Genomic DNA, 13,488 nt, shown 5'->3' with positions numbered 1-13,488 from the left:
TTGGGCGATATTCCATATCTTGGTTATTACGCTACAAGCATTTATTTTTATGGTTTTGACCGTCGTGTACCTGAGTATGGCTCACGAAGATCATTAATCTAAATTTTTAAACTTTTCTTTTAACTAACTTAACTTTTTAACTTAAAGCAGGAGAAAAAAATGGAACTAGTAATTATTGCAGCTGCAATTATGCTTGGTCTTGGTGCACTTGGTGCGGCAGTTGGTATGGGTCTACTTGGTGGACGTCTATTGGAAGGTACTGCGCGTCAGCCAGAACTTGGTCCAATGCTACAAGGTAAGATGTTCTTACTAGCTGGTTTGATCGATGCTGTGCCAATTATCGGTGTTGGTATCGCTATGTACTTGATTTTCGTTGTTGCTCCAGGCGTTGGTGCTTAATAGACACGTCTTTAGTTAGCTAAAAACGTAAACTAACAACGAAAGTGAGGTAATTAGTGTGAATATCAATTACACACTTATTGGACAAATGATTTTCTTCGCAGGCTTTGTGCTATTTTGCATGAAGTATGTTTGGCCACCAATCATTGGTGCAATGACAGAACGCGAAAAGAAAATATCCGACGGTTTAGCAGCGGCTGACAGAGCGTCTAAAGATCTTGAACTTGCACAGAAAAAAGCAGTTGAAGAGCTAAAAGAAGCGAAAGCACAAGCAGCTGAACTAATCGAGCAAGCGAACAAACGATCAAATCAAATTGTTGACGAAGCGAAAGAAACTGCTCGTCAAGAAGGTGACAGATTAATCACTGCTGCTAAAGCTGAAATTGAGCAAGAAAAGAATCGCGTGAAAGAAGAGCTTCGCGCTGAAGTATCTGCAATCGCAATTGCGGGCGCAGAAAAGATTCTTGGATCTTCAATCGATGCAAGCAAACATGGTGAGTTACTCGATCAGCTTGCCTCAGAAATTTAAGTTTTGAGAGTGGATGATGGCAGAATCAATTACGATTGCCCGACCCTACGCTAAAGCCGCTTTTCAGGCCGCGAAGGATAAGGAAGCTTTGACAGTTTGGTCAGACATGCTTGCTTATTCTTCTGCAGTAGCTATGGACGAGAACATGAGTGTTGTTCTAGACCACCCAGCATTGACAAGTGAGCAAAAAGCACAGCTTTTCATCGAATCATGTGGTGATAAGTTAAATGATGAAGGTAAAAACTTTATCGTTGTGTTGGCTGAAAATGACCGATTAGAGTTACTTTCAGAGATTGCTCAATTGTTTGAAGGTTTCAAAGCACAGCTAGAGATGTCAGTAGACGTCGATGTGGAGAGTGCTTTTGAACTGGGCGGTGAACAACAAGATAAGCTTGCACAAGTACTAAGTAAGAAACTAGATCGTAAAGTCGTTGTTACATCGACTGTAAATGAGTCGTTGATTGGTGGCGTAATTATCCGCACCAACGATCTAGTCATCGATGCTTCTGTCCGTGGCAAAATTGCAAAATTGGCCGAAGCGGTTAGTGCTTAGGTAGCAGATTCAGATTTGAGGATTTAACGCATGCAACAGCTAAACCCAGCTGAGATCAGCGAAATTATTAAGAAGCGCATCGAAACTCTCGATGTTTCTTCTGAAGCCCAAAATGAGGGCACTATCGTCAGTGTATCTGACGGTATCGTTCTAATTCACGGTCTTGCCGACGTAATGTATGGTGAGATGGTAGAGTTTGAAACCGGCGTATACGGTATGGCGCTTAACCTAGAGCGTGATTCTGTAGGTGTCGTTGTCCTAGGTGACCCTAAAGGTCTTGCCGAAGGTCAGAAAGCAAAATGTACGGGTCGTATCCTAGAAGTACCAATCGGTGAAGCAATGCTTGGCCGTGTTGTTGATGCACTAGGTAACCCAATTGATGGTAAAGGTCCTATCGAGACTACGCTAACTGCACCTTTAGAAAAAGTTGCACCAGGTGTAATCGCACGTCAATCAGTTGATGAGCCAGTACAAACTGGTTTGAAAGCGATTGACTCAATGGTACCTATCGGCCGTGGCCAGCGTGAGTTGATCATCGGTGACCGTCAGACTGGTAAGACTGCAATCGCTATCGATGCAATCATTAACCAGAAGAACACAGGTGTTAAGTGTATCTATGTAGCAGTTGGTCAGAAGCAATCTTCTATCGCTGCGGTTGTACGTAAACTTGAAGAGCATGACGCAATGGATCACACGATCATTGTTGCGGCAGGTGCAGCTGATCCAGCAGCAATGTTGTTCTTAGCGCCATACGGCGGTACAACAATGGGTGAATACTTCCGTGACCGCGGTGAAGACGCATTGATCGTATTTGATGATTTGACCAAGCAAGCTTGGGCATACCGTCAGATTTCATTGCTACTACGTCGTCCACCAGGTCGTGAAGCATATCCAGGTGACGTATTCTACTTGCACTCACGTCTACTAGAGCGTGCATCACGTGTAAACGCTGATTACGTTGAGCAGTTCACCAATGGTGAAGTTAAGGGCCAAACTGGTTCATTGACAGCTCTACCGATCATCGAAACACAAGGTGGTGACGTATCTGCATTCGTACCAACTAACGTAATTTCGATTACAGATGGTCAGATCTTCCTTGAGACCAACCTATTTAACTCTGGTATTCGTCCTGCAATGAACGCAGGTATTTCGGTATCACGAGTTGGTGGTGCAGCTCAGACTAAGATCATCAAGAAGTTAGGTGGTAGCGTACGTTTGGCTTTGGCTCAGTATCGTGAATTGGCAGCATTTGCTCAGTTCGCATCAGACCTTGATGATGCAACACGTAAGCAGCTAGAGCACGGTCAGCGTGTGACAGAGCTTATGAAGCAAAAGCAGTACAGCCCACAAAGCGTTGCTGAAATGGGTATCGTTCTTTATGCCGCTAATGAAGGCTTCTTGGATGATGTGCCAGTAAACAAAGTTGTTGATTTTGAAGATGCAATGTTGTCTTACATGAGTGCTGAACATTCAGCATTACTCGATAAGATTAACGAAAAAGGCGATTACAACAATGATATCGCTGACGGCATTAAATCAGCTCTTGAGCAATTTAAGTCGACGCAAACTTGGTAAGCCGATTGTTGAGTACTGGAGATCTATGAATACTGCAGTACTCGACTGTCATTTATACCTCAAAGTGAACAAGACTTTAAAGGCGATATAAAATGGCCGTTGGTAAAGAGATACGAAATCAGATTTCGAGCGTAAAAAGCACGCAGAAAATTACAAGCGCAATGGAAATGGTTGCCGCGAGTAAGATGCGTAAAGCTCAAGATCGTATGAGTTTGGGTAAGCCCTACTCAGAAAAAATTCGTTCGATTGTCAGTCACTTGGCAAATGCGAACACAGAATATAAGCACTTATATTTGCAAGAGCGCGAAGTTAAGCGTGTTGGCTATATCATCGTTTCTACAGACCGAGGTTTGTGTGGCGGTTTGAACGTCAACTTGTTCAAGAAAGTTGCTAAAGATATGAAAAACTACGCGGATAACGCAGTAGAAGTCGATCTTTGCGCGGTTGGACAAAAAGCAATTAGCTTCTTTAAAAGCTACGGCGGTAATGTCGTTGCTGCATTAAGTCACCTTGGTGACGCACCTGCAGCACATGAGCTGATCGGTTCTGTAAAGGTGATGTTGGATGCTTACGAAGAAGGCAAGATCGACCGCCTTTACGTGGTATACAACGAGTTTGTAAACACCATGACGCAGAGCCCTGAAGTAGTACAATTGTTACCGTTAGAAGCTGCTGAAGAAAGTGAAATGCAGCATCATTGGGATTATATTTACGAGCCTGAAGCGAAAGACTTACTAGATGGCTTGTTAACGCGTTACGTTGAATCGCAAGTTTATCAAGCGGTTGTTGAAAATGTAGCATGTGAGCAGGCAGCTCGAATGATCGCAATGAAATCTGCAACAGACAACGCGGGCGACATTATCAAGGAATTGCAGTTGGTTTATAACAAAGCGCGTCAAGCAGCGATTACTCAGGAAATTTCTGAGATCGTTAGTGGTGCAGCTGCGGTATAAGTAGTTCCTGGCAAATTTTGTGTATTTAAAGATTAAAAGTTAACGAGGATCCGGACATGAGTAGCGGAAATATCGTACAAATTATTGGAGCTGTAATCGACGTTGAATTCGCGCGCGAATCAGTTCCAAATGTATATGATGCGTTGCAGGTTGATGGTGTTGATACAACACTTGAAGTACAGCAGCAACTAGGTGATGGTATCGTACGTACTATCGCAATGGGTAGTACTGAAGGTCTAAAGCGTGGGCTGAATGTAGATAACACTGGCGCACCAATTTCTGTACCTGTTGGTCCAGAAACTTTGGGTCGTATCATGGACGTTCTAGGACGCCCAATCGACGAGCGTGGTGACATCGGTGAGCAAGAGCGTATGCCTATTCACCGTAAAGCACCTACTTACGCAGAGCAAGCAGCATCGGCTGAATTGCTAGAAACCGGTATCAAAGTAATCGACTTGGTTTGTCCATTCGCTAAGGGTGGTAAAGTTGGTCTATTCGGTGGTGCGGGCGTTGGTAAAACTGTAAACATGATGGAATTGATCAACAACATCGCACTGAAGCACTCTGGTCTTTCAGTATTCGCAGGTGTTGGTGAGCGTACTCGTGAGGGTAACGATTTCTATCACGAAATGCAGGAAGCTGGCGTTGTAAACCTAGAGACTCCAACAGACTCTAAGGTAGCGATGGTATACGGTCAGATGAACGAGCCACCAGGAAACAGGCTACGTGTTGCCTTGACTGGTTTGACAATGGCTGAGAAGTTCCGTGACGAGGGTAAAGACGTACTATTGTTCGTTGATAATATCTACCGTTACACACTGGCAGGTACTGAAGTATCAGCACTGCTAGGTCGTATGCCTTCAGCGGTAGGTTATCAGCCTACACTAGCTGAGGAAATGGGTGTTCTTCAGGAGCGTATTACATCTACTAAGACTGGTTCGATCACATCGATCCAGGCAGTATATGTACCTGCGGATGACTTGACTGACCCATCTCCAGCAACAACCTTCTCTCACTTGGATGCAACAGTTGTATTGAGTCGTGACATCGCTTCTAAGGGTATTTACCCAGCGATCGATCCACTAGACTCTACTTCTCGTCAGCTAGATCCTTTGGTGATTGGTGCTGAGCACTATGAAATTGCACGTGGTGTACAGACAGTACTTCAGCGTTATGCTGAATTGAAAGACATCATTGCGATTCTTGGTATGGACGAATTGTCTGAAGAAGATAAGCAGACAGTTGCACGTGCTCGTAAGATCGAACGTTTCTTGTCACAGCCTTTCCACGTTGCCGAAGTATTTACGGGTGCACCGGGTAAGTATGTATCTTTGAAAGACACTATCCGTGGCTTCCAAGGTATCTTGGGCGGTGAGTACGATGATCTTCCTGAGCAGGCGTTTTACATGGTTGGCTCTATCGACGAAGCAGTCGAAAAAGCGAAAAACATGTAATCATCCTTTAGTAGAAGCACTTTAAGATATTTAAAGTGCTTCCCTGATGAAGGTAGAAATTATGGGTATTAGCGTGCATTGCGATATCGTAAGTGCTGAAGAGCAAATTTATTCGGGTCTTGTTGAGCTAGTTGTTGCAGCTGGCGAAATGGGTGACTTGGGTATTGCTCCAGGCCATGCTCCACTAATGACGAAGTTGAATCCTGGTCCTGTTCGCGTTATCAAACAAGGCGGCGAAGAGGAAGTTTTCTACGTATCCGGCGGATACATGGAAGTTCAACCAAGCTTAGTAACTGTGCTAGCAGATAGTGCAGAGCGAGCTCACGACGTTGATGAAGCAGCAGCTCTGGAAGCTAAGAAAGAAGCAGAAAGAGAGCTGGCGAATCAGAGCGGCGATTTTGATTACTCTCGAGCAGCATCTCAACTAGCTGAAGCATCAGCGCGACTACGCGTGATTCAGCGAATGAGAAATAAGCATTAATGAGCAGTAATTCGTAAAATAAAGAAAAAAGGCAGCTATTTAGCTGCCTTTTTTCTTTTATGTCATATGGAGTGTCTATAATCAAACGATTGTAGTAGAAAAAGTTTAGGAAAAACGATTATGAGTTTACATGTGGTTATCCTTGCAGCTGGGCAAGGTTCTCGAATGAAGTCTAAATTACCAAAAGTTTTGCACCCTGTAGCGGGAAAGCCAATGCTACAGCATGTGTTGGATACAGCGAATAAGTTAGATGCTGAAGGTATACATATTGTTATCGGTCACGGTGCTGATCAGGTAAAAGACACAATTAAAGAAGATGTAAACTGGTGCTTACAAGCTGAGCAGCTAGGTACGGGCCATGCGGTAGCACAAGCAATCGACCACATTCCAGAAGACGCGCAAGTACTAATACTATACGGAGACGTGCCCTTAACCAGTCAGGCAACATTGTCTCAATTAACGGCTTTAGTTAATGAGAAGCAGCTTGGCTTATTGACAGTCGACCTTGAAAACCCAACGGGCTATGGTCGAATCGTTCGGAACGCAGATGGCGATATTGAAGCCATCGTAGAACAAAAAGATGCTTCAGAAGAAGAATTAATGATTCCGGAAGTTAATACCGGAATACTTGCTCTACAGGCTTCAGTGTTGCATAAGTTTATTCCGACACTTGGTAACAGCAATGCACAAGGCGAGTACTACTTAACTGATATTATCGAGATCGCCGTAGCAAATGGCTTGCGAGTTGAAAGCCATCAGCCAAGTTTTGAGCAGGAAGTTCAAGGCGTGAATAATCGCCTGCAACTATGTGAATTAGAGTGCTGGCACCAAAGCATGATATCGGAACAGCTAATGCTTCAAGGTGTCACCATCTATGATCCAAATCGTTTAGACGTGCGCGGTGAATTAGAATGCGGCCAAGATGTCACTATCGATCTTAATTGTATTTTCGAAGGGCATGTCGTACTTGGTGAGGATGTCAGCATTGCACCAAACTGCATTATCAAAAATTCAACAATCGGTGCTGGTACCACGATACATGCTAATTCAATTATCGAAGATAGCTTTGTGGCAAGCGCCTGTAATGTGGGCCCGTTTGCAAGACTGAGACCCGGAACGAGTTTAAAAACTAAAGCGAAAGTCGGTAACTTTGTTGAGACCAAGAAGACGACCGTTGGTGAAGGTAGTAAGATTAACCATCTTAGCTATGTTGGTGACGCAACCTTAGGCAAAAATGTTAACGTGGGTGCAGGTACAATTACCTGTAACTATGATGGCGTTAACAAGTTTCAAACAGAAATTGCAGATGATGTGTTTGTTGGCTCCAATACATCATTAGTTGCGCCGGTGAAAGTTGGTAAGCGTGCGACTATTGGCGCGGGGTCTACTGTCAATAAAGATATAGAAGAAGAACAACTAGCTGTAGCCAGGTCAAAGCAAAGAAATATCGATGGTTGGGACAGACCCAGCAAAAAGTAAGTTAAAGATTTCGACTAGTAAAGTAATCGAATAAGATTTGGAAAACAGGAACAAAAGGTATGTGCGGAATAGTTGGAGCTGTGGCTCAAAGGGATGTAGCTGAAATTCTTCTCGAAGGTTTGAAGCGTTTAGAATATAGAGGATATGATTCAGCAGGGTTGGCTTTATTGTCTGAAGCAGGCGAATTTAATCGCTTGAGACGTATAGGCAAAGTTCAAGAATTGGCAGACGCACTAAAGGCAAACCCTTGCAAAGGTGGAACCGGTATTGCACACACACGTTGGGCAACTCATGGTGAACCTAGCGAACGTAATGCCCACCCTCATGTATCAGGTTCCGAAATTGTAGTTGTTCACAACGGGATCATTGAAAACCATCATACTCTGCGTGAGAAGCTAAGTGCCGTGGGTTATGAATTTGCTTCGGATACAGATACCGAGGTGATTGCTCATCTAGTTCATCATGAACTAAAAACACATGACTCACTATTATCAGCATTCAGATCAACTGTGAAGCAATTAGAAGGTGCTTACGGAACGGTTGTTATGGATACCAGTGATCCAGACCAGCTAATTGCAGCGCGTTCTGGTAGCCCATTAGTGATAGGATATGGCATAGGAGAAAACTTCCTGGCATCAGATCAATTAGCATTATTACCAGTAACGAACCGTTTCTCCTTCCTAGAAGAAGGCGATATCGCCGTACTGACACGCCAAGACGTGACCATCTATGATGCTGTAGGTAGTGAAGTATCAAGAGATATCAATGAGTCTGATGTCTCGCATGATGCTGGCGACAAAGGGCCATATAAGCACTACATGCTAAAAGAAATCTATGAACAGCCGATTGCTATTAAGAACACCTTAGAGGGTAGAATTGCAAACGGCCAGGTTCTTGACACGGCCTTTGGTGAAAATACAGCAGAGATTCTAAAAGGCATTGATCACGTTCAAATTATTGCCTGTGGTACGAGCTACCACGCCGGCATGGTCGCACGTTATTGGTTTGAAGAAATTGCTGGTGTGTCATGTAATATCGAAATTGCATCTGAATTTAGATATAGAAAGTCGGTTGTTCCGGCTAATGCACTATTGGTTACAATCTCGCAGTCAGGTGAAACAGCCGATACTCTGGCAGCACTAAGACTGGCCAAAGAAATCGGATATAAAGCTAGTTTGACCATTTGTAACGTGCCTGGTTCTTCACTAGTTCGTGAGTCAGACTTAAACTATATGATGAATGCGGGCGCTGAGATCGGCGTAGCATCCACCAAGGCATTTACCGTTCAATTAGTTGGCTTACTGCAGCTTGTCGTCGCTATTGGAAAGAACAAAAATATGCCAGCCGAAACGGAAGCTTCGATCGTTGAGGCCTTACAGGCACTTCCTTCAATCATCGAACAAAGCTTGGATATGGATAAGCAAATAGCCGAATTGGCGGAAGACTTTGCTGACAAGCACCACAGTTTATTCCTGGGTCGTGGTGATCAATACCCGGTTGCGATGGAAGGTGCACTGAAGCTTAAAGAGATTTCGTATATTCACGCTGAAGCTTATGCCGCAGGCGAATTAAAGCATGGCCCATTGGCTCTTATCGATGCAGACATGCCAGTCATTGTTGTTGCACCGAACAATGAGCTTCTAGAAAAACTGCATTCTAACGTTGAAGAAGTACGTGCAAGAGGTGGTTTGATGTATGTTTTTGCTGATCGAAACGCACACTTCAAAAGTGATGACACCATGAAAGTACTAGACGTACCACATTGTGAAAAGATCGTCGCGCCGATTTTATATACTGTGCCTTTGCAGTTGCTTAGTTATCATGTTGCGTTGATTAAAGGTACCGATGTGGATCAGCCACGTAATTTAGCAAAATCAGTAACAGTTGAGTGATGAGCTAGCCGTATTTACAGCCGCTATTCATAGGGAAAAGTAGTTAACGATGGAATAAAGTTGTTAACAACTTTCCTTTTGAATGAAATAAACGCGCGATCTTTCCATATTTCTAATTCTCATTAGAAATTTAATCTTCGATTAGCCTAAGGACGGGAAATCGTGTTTGTACTATGCGCGGAATAGGTACGCCCAGTAGGCTGGGAATAAATAGGCTGCTGAAATTCAGCTGTGGGTATTTGAAACTGATTTAGTTGCAAGTCTTCACCTGCTTTAAGCAATTCATCTTCCTTAAGTGCATCACCAGCCTTCTGTTTATCACTGTCTTCTTTTTCTTGAAGGTAAATAGGTTTAGCATTTTGACCGCTTGAGGTATCGGCTTTTAGTGCGCCGGCAATCGCAGCATTAGAGAGCTCTTCACCACCAATTTCTTGAAGTGGAAAATCCTCAAGCGTTGATTTTTGCCTGGTTGAGAAAAAGTATTCAAGATCCTCGTCTTCATCCCAATCCTCATCTGGTGATTCAGAGAGGCTGATTGAAGGTATAAGGAAACATAAAAGCATAAAATGAAAATATTTTTTAGGCATGGCTCTCTCCTTGATCTAAGCAGATATATTATCGTTTTTACAAAAGCTGTCTAGGTACTAGTGATCATTATCAAGGTAATCGATATTGACGACTACATAGCTGACCACGCCATCAGGTGTATTGAGTTCAACTTCGTCATCTATTTGCTTTTTAAGTAACAAGCGCCCCAGTGGTGAGTCGATGCTCAAATAACCAATTGAAAGGTCAAATTCATCTGGGCCGACTAAGCGAAAACGAGACTCTTCTCCTTCGTCATTTTCGAGGGTGACCCAGGCACCGAAAAATACCCTTGTTAAATCGTCAGGCTTACGGTCAACCACTACCATGTCATCAAGGCGCTTTCTAAGGAAGCGAACACGACTATCTATTTCCCTAAGCTGCTTTTTTCCATAAATATACTCGGCATTTTCAGAACGGTCACCTTGTGCAGCAGCTTCAGAAACTGCTTGGGTGACTTGAGGACGCTTTGTTTTCCATAAATAATTTAGCTCATCCTTTAGCTTCTTTTCGCCTTCAGGTGTAATGTATTTTGATCCAGGCTTTTGCGGTGGTCTGTAACGTCCCATTTAGTATTCACATCTTTTGTCGTATAAAACTAGGTTGAAGTACCTAAACTATCTAAGTACCCTTAGCGCCAAGAACTAGAAGAGTAGGTGTAGTAAGGTCCTGCTTTTCAGAAGGTATATTTAATAAAAGCATATTGGAGAAGACAATGAAAGCACAGAAAAAATTGAATGAACTTGCTGAAAGTGCTTTATCACAAATTGATGCATTAGGTTATAACCTAGATGCTATGGGTGTTGAAAACCAGATTAACCGTCATAATTTGATTGCTTTTTTGATGTTTGGACAAAAGCGTTTGGAAGGTGAAATGGATAGCCTTAACGCAAAAGTAGATGTTAGCAAAGCAAAAGTTGAAAGCATTGTAGATAACACTGAGAAGCTTTTTATTAGTGCTAAGAACCTGGCTGTATTTCCGGCTAAATATACGATTGATCGTGTTAGAGCGCAGTTCTAATTAAGTTCTTTATCTTTACTGCCTGATAGAAGCTTAGTACTTCGTGGGAAAACCAGCTCCACTTTTAGGCCTGGGTCATTATCATTTAAGATAACTTTACTGTGGTGGATATCCATCACAGCGAGTACCAGGCTTAAACCTAAACCATTACCTGGCAAAGACCTGCTCTTGGCAACGCGATAAAAGCGTTGGAATACTTTCTCCCTTTCCTCTTCTGGAATTCCAATTCCTGAGTCAGCAACTGATAGATATATATCTTTCTGAGTGCTGTGGAGTGATACATCTATACAGCCACTCTCCGGCGTGTATTTTATTGCGTTATCGATCAGGTTACACAAGGTCTGAAACAGAAGGTCTCGATCACCGTTCAGGTTAACGTTTTCTTCTATCGAAATCGCAAGTTTCTGGTTCTTATCTTCGGCAAGTGCTTCATATAGCTCGGCAGCATCTTGTACCAGTTCACTTAGATTGAAAGGTTGGAAATTTGAAGACTTACTACCCACCTCAAGGCGAGCAATACGTAATAGGGCATTGAAGGTAGCGAGTAGTTGGTCAGCTTCCGCGACTGCATTGGCGACCTGTTGTCTGTCTTGGTCGCGCTCTACACTGATCAGTGTATTTTCTAACTGGTTTCTTAGACGAGTCAGAGGGGTTCGCAGGTCGTGAGCAATATTGTCTGAAATATGACGAATGCCTTCCATTAATTGAACGATTCGGTCGAGCATTTCATTTAGATTACGTGCGAGTTGGTCAAAATCGTCATTGGTGCCACGGTCCGGGATACGAATAGAAAGATTCCCTTGCATAATCCGCTGGCTGGTTTGGTTAATTAGCTCAACCCTTTTTGCTGTACTACGGCTCATCATAATGCCGCCAAGCATCGCCAGAGCGAAGGTAATTCCCATGCCAAAGTTTATCGCACGTTCGACGAGTTGCTTAACGGCCATAAATTCATTTACATCGCGGCCAACAAGCAGCCTTAGTCCACCAGGCACGATGAATACACGGGCACGAGCAGGCCGGGATTCTTCACCTGGCCACCCTAGATTCTCGCCAAGGGTGAAGTTTAGCCAGCCCTCCTGTACTTCTCCATCTTCAGGCCACTTACTTATATTACCGGCGAGCTTAATAAAGTCTCTGGCGGTAAATAAGTAAATAGCCTTGCCATTTGGGTCTCGCGCGACACGCTCCCGGATAACGCTGATTAAACCGTTGAGCCCTTGCCTTTGGTATTGCTCAGCAAGGCCTATAATTTCAGCCTCAATAGTTTCGTCGGTTTGGCTCGACATGTAGCCGGCAGTAGCCCAATAGATAAAACCCATCAGGATAAAGACAGATGTGGCGAACAGTACCATGTACATGATCGCCAATTGAAAGGTAGAGGTCCGAAGAAGACTAAGAATCTTCACTAAGAATGTATCCCGCGCCTCGAACTGTTTGTAGTAGTTGTTTCGGGAAGTCCTTATCGATCTTTGATCGTAAGCGGCTGATATGGACGTCGATCACATTGGTTTGTGGATCAAAATGATAATCCCAAACCTGCTCCAATAGCATAGTACGAGTCACCACTTGGCCTGCATGTTTCATCAGGTACTCTAGCAAGCGAAATTCGCGAGGTTGTAGGTCGATCTTTTCGCTACCGCGTTTGACAGAGCGGGCTAGCAAATCCATTTCAAGGTCGGCAACTTGCAGGTGAGTCACTTTCTCGGAGCCACTGGTTGCCCCGCGTCTGACTAATACTTCCAGGCGAGCAAGTAACTCAGTGTAGGAGAAAGGCTTGGTCAGATAATCGTCACCACCACCGCGTAAACCTTCAACACGATCATCTACGTCGCCTAGTGCACTAAGGATCAGTACAGGTGTTTGGTTACCGGTTGCGCGGATCGTTTTAATAATGGATAGACCATCCATTCCAGGCAACATGCGGTCGATAATCATAACATCATAGCTTTCACTGGCTGCCATTAATAAACCTTCTTTACCGTCGGCAGAATGATCTACAACGTTATCGTTTTCCTTGAGGCCATTGACTAAATAAGCCGCTACATCTTTATCATCTTCAATTACGAGTACGCGCATCTTAACCTCTGCTTGCTTGGGCTCTGAATTTCTTAATTCGCTCATAAGCGTCTTTTATTTCCCGAGTTTTTTCGGTGGCTATTTTCATCATTTCTTCTGGCAAGCCTTTCGAAACAAGTTTATCCGGGTGATGTTGACTAATCAGTCTACGATAGGCTTTCTTTAGTTCAGCATCACTGCAATTGCTCTGTACGCCTAGAGTTTCATAGGCAGCACTGATCATTTGTTCTTCGCTAACATGGCCTGACGTATCGTGCTCAAAGCCGGTAAACCGGTGCTGAGCTGTCATCATTGCCAGTAGTTGTTCAAAATTTCGTTTCTGGAAACCAAGGTGTTCGGCTACTTCAAGAAGCAGCTGGTGTTCATTTGGGTGTAATTCTCCGTCGGCAAGCGCGGTGGTTAGCTGTATCTCCATAAACATTCTAAGGAGATTGGTACGACGGCCGCAGACTCGCTTTAAGTCATCCATGGCAGCGATATAATCAAAA

Annotated in this window: 15 protein-coding genes and 1 pseudogene; 11 read left to right on the top strand and 5 right to left on the bottom strand. The window is 43.8% G+C overall.

Features of this window, described 5'->3' with window-relative positions; translation table 11 throughout:
- The 10 genes and pseudogenes from A3766_RS32020 to glmS all read left to right on the top strand — a co-directional run.
- Nucleotides 1-97, top strand: a pseudogene (locus tag A3766_RS32020) (F0F1 ATP synthase subunit A); the annotation flags it as partial.
- Nucleotides 98-159: 62 nt separating this feature from the next.
- Nucleotides 160-399 (top strand): F0F1 ATP synthase subunit C, encoded by a 240-nt coding sequence (atpE, locus tag A3766_RS12355; protein ID WP_068507301.1) that lies wholly within the window; start codon nucleotides 160-162, stop codon nucleotides 397-399.
- A 58-nt stretch (nucleotides 400-457) separates the two neighbouring features.
- Complete coding sequence (locus A3766_RS12350; RefSeq protein ID WP_068507299.1) at nucleotides 458-928, top strand: F0F1 ATP synthase subunit B; 471 nt, start codon at nucleotides 458-460, stop codon at nucleotides 926-928.
- Nucleotides 929-944: 16 nt separating this feature from the next.
- The gene (locus tag A3766_RS12345) at nucleotides 945-1,481 is read left to right on the top strand and encodes a F0F1 ATP synthase subunit delta (protein ID WP_068507297.1); all 537 of its coding nucleotides are present in this window, start codon (nucleotides 945-947) and stop codon (nucleotides 1,479-1,481) included.
- A gap of 30 nt (nucleotides 1,482-1,511) precedes the next feature.
- On the top strand, nucleotides 1,512-3,056 hold the full coding sequence (gene atpA, locus A3766_RS12340; RefSeq protein ID WP_068507291.1) for a F0F1 ATP synthase subunit alpha: 1,545 nt from the start codon (nucleotides 1,512-1,514) through the stop codon (nucleotides 3,054-3,056).
- Nucleotides 3,057-3,148: 92 nt separating this feature from the next.
- The gene (gene atpG / locus A3766_RS12335) at nucleotides 3,149-4,009 is read left to right on the top strand and encodes a F0F1 ATP synthase subunit gamma (protein WP_068507290.1); all 861 of its coding nucleotides are present in this window, start codon (nucleotides 3,149-3,151) and stop codon (nucleotides 4,007-4,009) included.
- A gap of 56 nt (nucleotides 4,010-4,065) precedes the next feature.
- Entirely contained in the window at nucleotides 4,066-5,463 is a 1,398-nt protein-coding gene (gene atpD / locus A3766_RS12330; protein WP_068507288.1) for a F0F1 ATP synthase subunit beta, read from the top strand.
- A gap of 61 nt (nucleotides 5,464-5,524) precedes the next feature.
- Nucleotides 5,525-5,944 carry a F0F1 ATP synthase subunit epsilon gene (locus A3766_RS12325; protein ID WP_068507286.1) on the top strand — a complete coding sequence of 140 codons (420 nt, stop codon included), beginning with the start codon at nucleotides 5,525-5,527 and terminating at the stop codon, nucleotides 5,942-5,944.
- A 120-nt stretch (nucleotides 5,945-6,064) separates the two neighbouring features.
- Entirely contained in the window at nucleotides 6,065-7,423 is a 1,359-nt protein-coding gene (gene glmU, locus A3766_RS12320) for a bifunctional UDP-N-acetylglucosamine diphosphorylase/glucosamine-1-phosphate N-acetyltransferase GlmU (protein WP_068553201.1), read from the top strand.
- 59 nt (nucleotides 7,424-7,482) lie between these two features.
- Entirely contained in the window at nucleotides 7,483-9,315 is a 1,833-nt protein-coding gene (gene glmS / locus A3766_RS12315; RefSeq protein WP_068506558.1) for a glutamine--fructose-6-phosphate transaminase (isomerizing), read from the top strand.
- Between the two features lie 146 nt (nucleotides 9,316-9,461).
- Here glmS and A3766_RS12310 read toward each other — a convergent pair whose 3' ends face one another.
- Nucleotides 9,462-9,902, bottom strand: a complete 441-nt coding sequence (locus A3766_RS12310) for a hypothetical protein (RefSeq protein WP_068506560.1) — start codon at nucleotides 9,900-9,902, stop codon at nucleotides 9,462-9,464.
- A gap of 57 nt (nucleotides 9,903-9,959) precedes the next feature.
- Complete coding sequence (gene greB, locus A3766_RS12305; protein WP_068506562.1) at nucleotides 9,960-10,469, bottom strand: transcription elongation factor GreB; 510 nt, start codon at nucleotides 10,467-10,469, stop codon at nucleotides 9,960-9,962.
- A gap of 146 nt (nucleotides 10,470-10,615) precedes the next feature.
- On the opposite strand from greB, the gene A3766_RS12300 reads away from it, so the two are divergent.
- Nucleotides 10,616-10,921: a hypothetical protein gene (locus A3766_RS12300; protein WP_068506565.1), complete on the top strand. Its 306-nt coding sequence runs from the start codon at nucleotides 10,616-10,618 to the stop codon at nucleotides 10,919-10,921.
- Here the strand turns inward: A3766_RS12300 and A3766_RS12295 are convergent.
- The 3 genes from A3766_RS12295 to djlA form a co-directional block, all read right to left on the bottom strand.
- Nucleotides 10,918-12,330, bottom strand: a complete 1,413-nt coding sequence (locus A3766_RS12295; RefSeq protein ID WP_068506566.1) for a HAMP domain-containing sensor histidine kinase — start codon at nucleotides 12,328-12,330, stop codon at nucleotides 10,918-10,920. The genes A3766_RS12300 and A3766_RS12295 overlap by 4 nt on opposite strands.
- Nucleotides 12,317-13,045 (bottom strand): response regulator transcription factor, encoded by a 729-nt coding sequence (locus A3766_RS12290; RefSeq protein WP_304438941.1) that lies wholly within the window; start codon nucleotides 13,043-13,045, stop codon nucleotides 12,317-12,319. Before A3766_RS12290 ends, A3766_RS12295 begins: the two co-directional genes overlap by 14 nt.
- A partial coding sequence (djlA, locus tag A3766_RS12285; protein ID WP_304440966.1) for a co-chaperone DjlA occupies nucleotides 13,002-13,488 on the bottom strand: 487 nt, incomplete at its 5' end. The genes djlA and A3766_RS12290, both read right to left, overlap by 44 nt.

It is taken from the genome of Oleiphilus sp. HI0132 (assembly GCF_001635845.1).
Note: the sequence above shows the minus strand (reverse complement) of the source record. Positions and strands in the feature narration are given on the sequence as shown.

Bases quoted from the DNA above. Each gene is read 5' to 3' on its own strand.
- A3766_RS12310 (WP_068506560.1), bottom strand. From the start codon at position 9,902: ATGCCTAAAAAATATTTTCATTTTATGCTTTTATGTTTCCTTATACCT.
- glmU (WP_068553201.1), top strand. From the start codon at position 6,065: ATGAGTTTACATGTGGTTATCCTTGCAGCTGGGCAAGGTTCTCGAATG.
- atpD (WP_068507288.1), top strand. From the start codon at position 4,066: ATGAGTAGCGGAAATATCGTACAAATTATTGGAGCTGTAATCGACGTT.
- A3766_RS12325 (WP_068507286.1), top strand. From the start codon at position 5,525: ATGGGTATTAGCGTGCATTGCGATATCGTAAGTGCTGAAGAGCAAATT.
- A3766_RS12300 (WP_068506565.1), top strand. From the start codon at position 10,616: ATGAAAGCACAGAAAAAATTGAATGAACTTGCTGAAAGTGCTTTATCA.
- greB (WP_068506562.1), bottom strand. From the start codon at position 10,469: ATGGGACGTTACAGACCACCGCAAAAGCCTGGATCAAAATACATTACA.
- A3766_RS12290 (WP_304438941.1), bottom strand. From the start codon at position 13,045: ATGAGCGAATTAAGAAATTCAGAGCCCAAGCAAGCAGAGGTTAAGATG.
- atpG (WP_068507290.1), top strand. From the start codon at position 3,149: ATGGCCGTTGGTAAAGAGATACGAAATCAGATTTCGAGCGTAAAAAGC.
- atpE (WP_068507301.1), top strand. From the start codon at position 160: ATGGAACTAGTAATTATTGCAGCTGCAATTATGCTTGGTCTTGGTGCA.
- glmS (WP_068506558.1), top strand. From the start codon at position 7,483: ATGTGCGGAATAGTTGGAGCTGTGGCTCAAAGGGATGTAGCTGAAATT.
- A3766_RS12345 (WP_068507297.1), top strand. From the start codon at position 945: ATGGCAGAATCAATTACGATTGCCCGACCCTACGCTAAAGCCGCTTTT.
- atpA (WP_068507291.1), top strand. From the start codon at position 1,512: ATGCAACAGCTAAACCCAGCTGAGATCAGCGAAATTATTAAGAAGCGC.